The following is a 6,261-nucleotide window of genomic DNA, read 5'->3' on the forward strand; positions in this document are numbered from 1 at the left end:
TCGCGTCACCCCACGTACGTCACGACGGGCAGCTTGTCGATCCGGATGGCCGTCGCCCGGAACTCCGTCGTCCCCGCGATCGGGCAAGGGGCCCCGGCCGTCGGCCGGTCGGTGTCCACCTCGTCCGGGAGGCGCAGTGTCATGAAGGCGAGCCCCGGCCGCAGGGCGGTGTCGATCCACACCGGTGCGAGGACCGATCCGCGCCGCGAGGAGATCCGCACCTTCTCACCGACCACCACCCCGTGGCGCTCGGCGTCCTCCGGACACAGCTCGACGCACTCGCCACGCCTCAGATCCGAGACGGAACTCCCGCCCCGCACCACGGTGTTGCGCGAGCTGAGCCGCTGCCCTGTCGTCAGCCGGATCGGGTACTGCTCGTCCGTGAGGTCGATCGGGGGATCGTGCCGCACGATGCCGAACGGCGCGAGCCTGCCCCGCTCGGCCGGATCGGTCTGCCACAACCTGCCGTGCAGAAAAGGCGGTTCGATCCCGTCGACGTCGGGGCACGGCCACTGGATGCCATGGTGGCGCTCCAGGCGCTCGTACGTCATCCCGTGGTGGGCCGGGGACAGCGACCGCACCTCGTTCCAGACGGCCTCGGCGTCGGGGTACTTCCACTCGTGACCCAGACGCCGCGCCAGCTCGCACAGGATGCCGACGTCGTCGCGGGCCTCACCGGGCGGTTCGACCGCCTTGCGCACCCGCTGAACCCGGCGCTCACCGTTGGTGGTTGTGCCCTCGCTCTCCACCCGGCCGGCCGTCCCGGGCAGCACCACGTCGGCCAGTTCCGCGGTCTCGGTGAGGTGGATGTCCTGTACGACGAGGAAGTCGAGCGCCTTCAACCGCCGGACGGTCCGCGCGCCGTCCGGCTGCGACCGGGCCGGGTTCCCGCCGAGGCAGTGGACGGCCCGCAGGGTGCCGGACTCCATCTCCTCGAACATCTCCGTCATGTTCAGCCCGTAGTGCGGCGGGACGGCGGTACCCCAGGCCGACTCGAACCTCAGCCGGGCGCCTTGGTCGAGGATGTCCTGGAAGCCGGGGAGGCGGTGGGGGACGGCGCCCATGTCGAGGCCGCCCTGCACGTTGTCCTGGCCGGAGAGGGGCTGCAGGCCGGAGCCGCGGCGGCCGATGTGGCCGGTCAGCAGGGAGAGGTTGATCAGGGCGCGGACGTTGTCGGTGCCGCCCCGGTGCTCGGTGACGCCGAGGCTCCAGCACAGCTGGGCCCGGTCGGCGCGGGCGTAGGTGTGCGCCAACTCCCGTACGGCGGAGGCCGGTACGCCCGTCACCTTCTGCGCGAGAGACAGCGTCCACGGTTCGACCAGTGCCCGGTACTCCTCGAAGCCGCTTGTCGCGCGCCCGATGAAGGCCTCGTTGGCGAGGCCCGCGTGGATGATCTCCCGGCCGATCGCGTGCGCCAGCGCAATGTCGCTGCCCACGTTGAGGCCGAGCCAGCCGTCCGCCCACCGAGCGGTGGACGTCCGCCGCGGATCGACCGCGTACATCCGGGCACCGCCGCGGATCCCCTTCAGGACGTGCTGGAAGAAGACGGGGTGCGCCGGGCGGGCGTCGGAGCCCCACAGCACGATGACGTCGGTGTGCTCGAGTTCCTCGTAGGAGGAGGTGGCGCCACCCGAACCGAACACGGCCGACAGTCCCGCGACGCTCGGGGCGTGACAGGCGCGCTCGCTGAAATCGACGTTGTTGGTGCCCATGACGACCCGGGCGAACTTCTGCGCCACGTAGTGCGTCTCGTTGGTCGCCCGGGCGCAGGAGAGCAGGCCGAACGCGTCCCGGTTGCGTCGCAGACCCGTGGCTGCACGGTCCAGCGCCTCTTCCCGACTCGCCCTGCGCAACGGCTCGTCGCGGGTGTCCCTGACGAGCGGGTGGGTCAGGCGCGGGTAGGTCTTCGCCCGGTGTTCCGTCATGCGGCGGTCCGGTGGGCGAGGAGGTCGCTGATGGCTCCGGCGCGGAGGGCTGCGACTTTCACTGGGTGGCGCTCCGTTCGGTCGAGGGTGTACCGCGGAGTGGATGCACGATGTCGGATGCCGTCGACCCCATATTGTCTACAGTATGGTCGAGGTGTCGACAAGAGTACGCACAGTGGTGGCTGCGACACGGAAACAGGCCGGTCCGACCGTTCGGCGCGTGCTGCATACCGTTCATCGCATACCTTCGACGCGCCGCCTTCTCAACTCCCTTGGTTCTCCCTACCGTCCGGGATCATGAGTCCCCCCGTCGCCCCCGCCGGCTGGAGCCGTTGGCTCGTTCCCCCAGCCGCGCTCTCGGTCCATCTCTCCATCGGTCAGGCGTATGCCTGGTCCGTGTTCAAGCCGCCCCTGGAGTCCGCGCTCGGCCTCAGCGGTACGCAGAGCGCGCTGCCCTTCCAGCTGGGCATCGTCATGCTCGGGCTCTCGGCCGCGTTCGGCGGCACGCTCGTGGAACGCAACGGACCGCGCTGGGCGATGACCGTCGCCCTGATCTGCTTCTCGTCCGGGTTCCTGCTCTCCGCGCTCGGCGAGTACACCGAGCAGTACTGGCTGATCGTCTTCGGCTACGGCTTCGTCGGCGGCATCGGCCTCGGCATCGGCTACATCTCGCCCGTGTCGACACTGATCAAGTGGTTCCCGGACCGGCCGGGCATGGCCACCGGCATCGCCATCATGGGCTTCGGAGGCGGTGCGCTGATCGCCTCGCCCTGGTCGGCGCAGATGCTGGAGTCGTTCGGCTCCGACAGCTCCGGGATCGCGGCGGCATTCCTCGTGCACGGTCTGTCGTATGCGGTCTTCATGACGCTGGGCGTGCTGCTCGTCCGGGTGCCGCGCACGGAGAAGCCCATCGGCGACAGCGGGCCGAGCATTCTCGCGGGGCCGCAGGTCTCCGCCCGCAATGCCGTGCGGACCCCGCAGTTCTGGTGTCTGTGGGTCGTGCTCTGCATGAACGTGACCGCGGGCATCGGCATCCTGGAGAAGGCCGCCCCGATGATCACGGACTTCTTCCAGAACACCTCGACGCCGGTGTCGGTGTCGGCCGCGGCCGGTTTCGTCGCGCTGCTGTCGGCGGCCAACATGGCGGGCCGTATCGGCTGGTCGTCCACCTCGGACCTGATCGGCCGCAAGAACATCTACCGCCTCTACCTGGGCGCGGGCGCGCTGATGTATCTGCTCATCGCGTTGGTCGGCGACTCGTCCAAGCCGGTGTTCATCCTGTGCGCCCTGGTGATCCTCTCCTTCTACGGCGGCGGCTTCGCCACGATCCCCGCCTATCTGAAGGACCTCTTCGGGACCTACCAGGTCGGCGCGATCCACGGCCGGCTGCTCACCGCCTGGTCCACGGCCGGTGTCCTCGGACCGCTGATCGTGAACTGGATCGCCGACCGGCAGGAGGAGGCCGGCAAGGACGGTTCCTCCCTCTACACCATGTCCCTCTTCATCATGATCGGGCTGCTCGCGATCGGTTTCGTCGCCAACGAGCTGGTCCGGCCCGTCCACGTCCGTCACCACATCCCCGCACCGAGGGAGGCCGCCGATGTCGCAGAACGACAGCAGTCAGAGTCCGCCTGACCGGCGTCCGCTGATCGCCTTCGCCTGGCTGTGGGTGGGAGCGCCGCTCGCCTATGGCCTGTACGAACTCGTGCAGAAGGCGACGCAGCTGTTCACCAAGTGAGCGTCGCAGAAGTGTTCGGGCGTCCGAGGGCCTGACAGAAGCCGACAACCTTGGCGCCGGTTTCCTGTCGCGTTACCTGCCGTCGTACCCGCGAGTCACTGATCAGACTGGTGGATCCCGCTACCCAAGGCAACGAGGGGGACCACCCAATGAACGGCTCGCGCATCGCCGCCGTCGGCCACTACCAGCCCGCCAAGGTACTCACCAACGAGGACCTGGCGGGCCTGGTCGACACCAGCGACGAGTGGATCAGAAGCCGGGTGGGCATCCGCACACGTCACATCGCGGGACCCGACGAGCCCGTCGACGAGCTCGCCTCGCACGCCGCCGCCAAGGCGCTCGCCGCCGCCGGTCTCACGCCCGGCGACATCGACCTGGTCCTGGTCGCCACGTCCACCGCCGTGGACCGCTCCCCGAACATGGCCGCCCGGGTCGCCGCCCGGCTCGGCATCCCCTCGCCGGCCGCGATGGACGTCAACGTGGTGTGCGCGGGCTTCACCCATGCGCTGGCCACCGCCGACCACACCATCCGGGCGGGTGCCGCGACCCGGGCGCTGGTCATCGGCGCCGACAAGATGTCCGACGTGGCCGACTGGACCGACCGCACGACCTGTGTGCTCGTCGGCGACGGGGCGGGGGCCGCCGTCGTGGAGGCCTGCGGCCCGGGCGACGAGGCCGGCATCGGGCCCGTGCTGTGGGGTTCGGTGCCCGAGATGGGGAACGCGGTGCGCATCGAGGGGCAGCCCGCACGGTTCGCGCAGGAGGGGCAGAGCGTGTACCGCTGGGCGACCACCCAGCTGCCGCCGCTGGCCCGCAAGGCCTGCGAGCGGGCGGGGCTCACGCCCGACGAACTCGCCGGGGTCGTCCTGCACCAGGCCAATCTGCGGATCATCGAGCCGCTCGCCGAGAGGATCGGCGCCGTCAACGCCGTCGTCGCACGGGATGTCGCCGAATCGGGCAACACCTCCGCGGCCAGCATCCCGCTCGCCTTCTCCAAGCTCGTCGAGCAGGGCGCCCTCTCCACCGGGGACCCGGTGCTGTTCTTCGGGTTCGGCGGGAACCTGTCGTACGCGGGACAGGTCGTCCGCTGCCCGTGACCTGCCGGTACGACGGGGTGTGACGCGGTCGACTCCGTGACGGACTGGCTACGGTGCGCCGTAGGCTGTAGACGAAAGACAATTCATGCCGACTTTCGGACTGCAGTCGTCTCGCGCTGCCCAGGAGGGGGACCGACCGATGTTGTCGACGCCAGGACTGCCACAGGGTGCGGTGCCCAAACTGGAACGCCCCGGCCCGCTGCGCGACCGTGTCTACGAGGCGCTGCTCGAACTCATCACCACCCGAGCGCTACAGCCGGGCCAGCACCTGGTCGAGAGCGAGCTCGCCGGCCATCTCGGCGTCTCGCGGCAGCCCGTGCGTGAGGCGTTGCAGCGGTTGAACACGGAGGGGTGGGTCGATCTGCGGCCCGCGCAGGGCGCGTTCGTGCATGAGCCCACCGAGGAGGAGGCCGACCAACTCCTCACCGTCCGCACGCTGTTGGAGGCCGAAGCCGCCCGGCTCGCCGCGGCCAACGCGTCCAAGGCCGGCATCGAGGCCCTGCGCGACATCCAGGAGCAGGGCATGCGGGCCGTCGCCGCGGACGACGTGGACGCCGCGGTCCTGCTCAACGCCCGTTTCCACGCGAAGGTCATGGAACTGGCCGGCAACGCCGTTCTCGCCGAGCTCGCCGCGCAGGTCGACCGGCGTGTCCGCTGGTACTACGCGCCCATCGCCCGGCAGCGCGGACAGCAGTCCTGGGTCGAACACCGGGAACTGATCGGCGCGATCATGGACCGTGACGAGACGCGCGCCACGCAGCTCATGCGCGAACACACGGAACACACGCGTCGCTCGTACCACGCCCGGGCCAAGTCCTGACTCCTTTGTCCTGCGAGTGGAGAAAGTCAGCACCAATTCGTGCACAGCTTCTTCCCAGGTGGGGCAGCCGCTGCTACGTTCCCCTCGAAAGCACGACGGCAGGCGGCCGAGTGAGGCGGGGAGGGGCTCGTGAGACGGATGACGGCGCGACCCGCGAATTCTCATCAGGCCCGGCTGCTCAAGCTGTTGCGTGACGGGGGTCCCAACTCCCGTGCACAGCTCGGCGATCAGGTCGACCTGTCGCGGTCCAAGCTGGCCGTGGAGGTGGACCGGCTGCTGGAGACGGGCCTGGTCGTGGCCGACGGACTCGCCGCCTCGCGCGGCGGCCGCCGCTCCCACAACATCCGGCTCGCCCCCAACCTGCGTTTCCTCGGCGTGGACATCGGCGCGACCTCGATCGATGTCGCCGTCACCAACGCCGAGCTGGAGATCCTGGGGCACCTCAACCAGCCCATGGACGTCCGCGAGGGCCCGGTCGCGGTCTTCGAGCAAGTCCTGTCCATGGCCGCGAAGTTGAAGGCGACGGGGCTTGCGGAAGGTTTCGACGGTGCCGGCATCGGCGTGCCGGGGCCGGTCCGCTTCCCCGAGGGTGTTCCGGTGGCTCCGCCGATCATGCCGGGCTGGGACGGTTTCCCGGTCCGGGAGGCGCTCAGTCAGGAGCTGGGCTGCCCGGTCATGGTC

At 69.9% G+C, this 6,261-nt stretch carries 6 protein-coding genes; 5 read left to right on the plus strand and 1 reads right to left on the minus strand.

Going from position 1 to position 6,261, the window contains the following annotated elements; translation table 11 throughout:
• Positions 1-5: 5 nt before the first annotated feature.
• Positions 6-1,925, minus strand: coding sequence for a molybdopterin oxidoreductase family protein (locus TN53_RS09700; protein ID WP_046258032.1), 1,920 nt, complete (start codon positions 1,923-1,925; stop codon positions 6-8).
• 297 nt (positions 1,926-2,222) lie between these two features.
• On the opposite strand from TN53_RS09700, the gene TN53_RS09705 reads away from it, so the two are divergent.
• The 5 genes from TN53_RS09705 to TN53_RS09720 all read left to right on the plus strand — a co-directional run.
• Entirely contained in the window at positions 2,223-3,560 is a 1,338-nt protein-coding gene (locus tag TN53_RS09705) for an OFA family MFS transporter (RefSeq protein ID WP_046258033.1), read from the plus strand.
• Positions 3,526-3,663: an MFS transporter small subunit gene (locus TN53_RS47780; RefSeq protein WP_199924543.1), complete on the plus strand. Its 138-nt coding sequence runs from the start codon at positions 3,526-3,528 to the stop codon at positions 3,661-3,663. The genes TN53_RS09705 and TN53_RS47780 overlap by 35 nt, the downstream gene beginning before the upstream one ends.
• A gap of 149 nt (positions 3,664-3,812) precedes the next feature.
• Positions 3,813-4,760, plus strand: a complete 948-nt coding sequence (locus TN53_RS09710; RefSeq protein WP_046258034.1) for a beta-ketoacyl-ACP synthase III — start codon at positions 3,813-3,815, stop codon at positions 4,758-4,760.
• Positions 4,761-4,899: 139 nt separating this feature from the next.
• Entirely contained in the window at positions 4,900-5,580 is a 681-nt protein-coding gene (locus TN53_RS09715) for a GntR family transcriptional regulator (RefSeq protein WP_046258035.1), read from the plus strand.
• Between the two features lie 138 nt (positions 5,581-5,718).
• A partial coding sequence (locus tag TN53_RS09720; protein WP_046258036.1) for an ROK family transcriptional regulator occupies positions 5,719-6,261 on the plus strand: 543 nt, incomplete at its 3' end.

Source organism: Streptomyces sp. WM6386 (assembly GCF_000972385.1).
Lineage (GTDB): Bacteria > Actinomycetota > Actinomycetes > Streptomycetales > Streptomycetaceae > Streptomyces.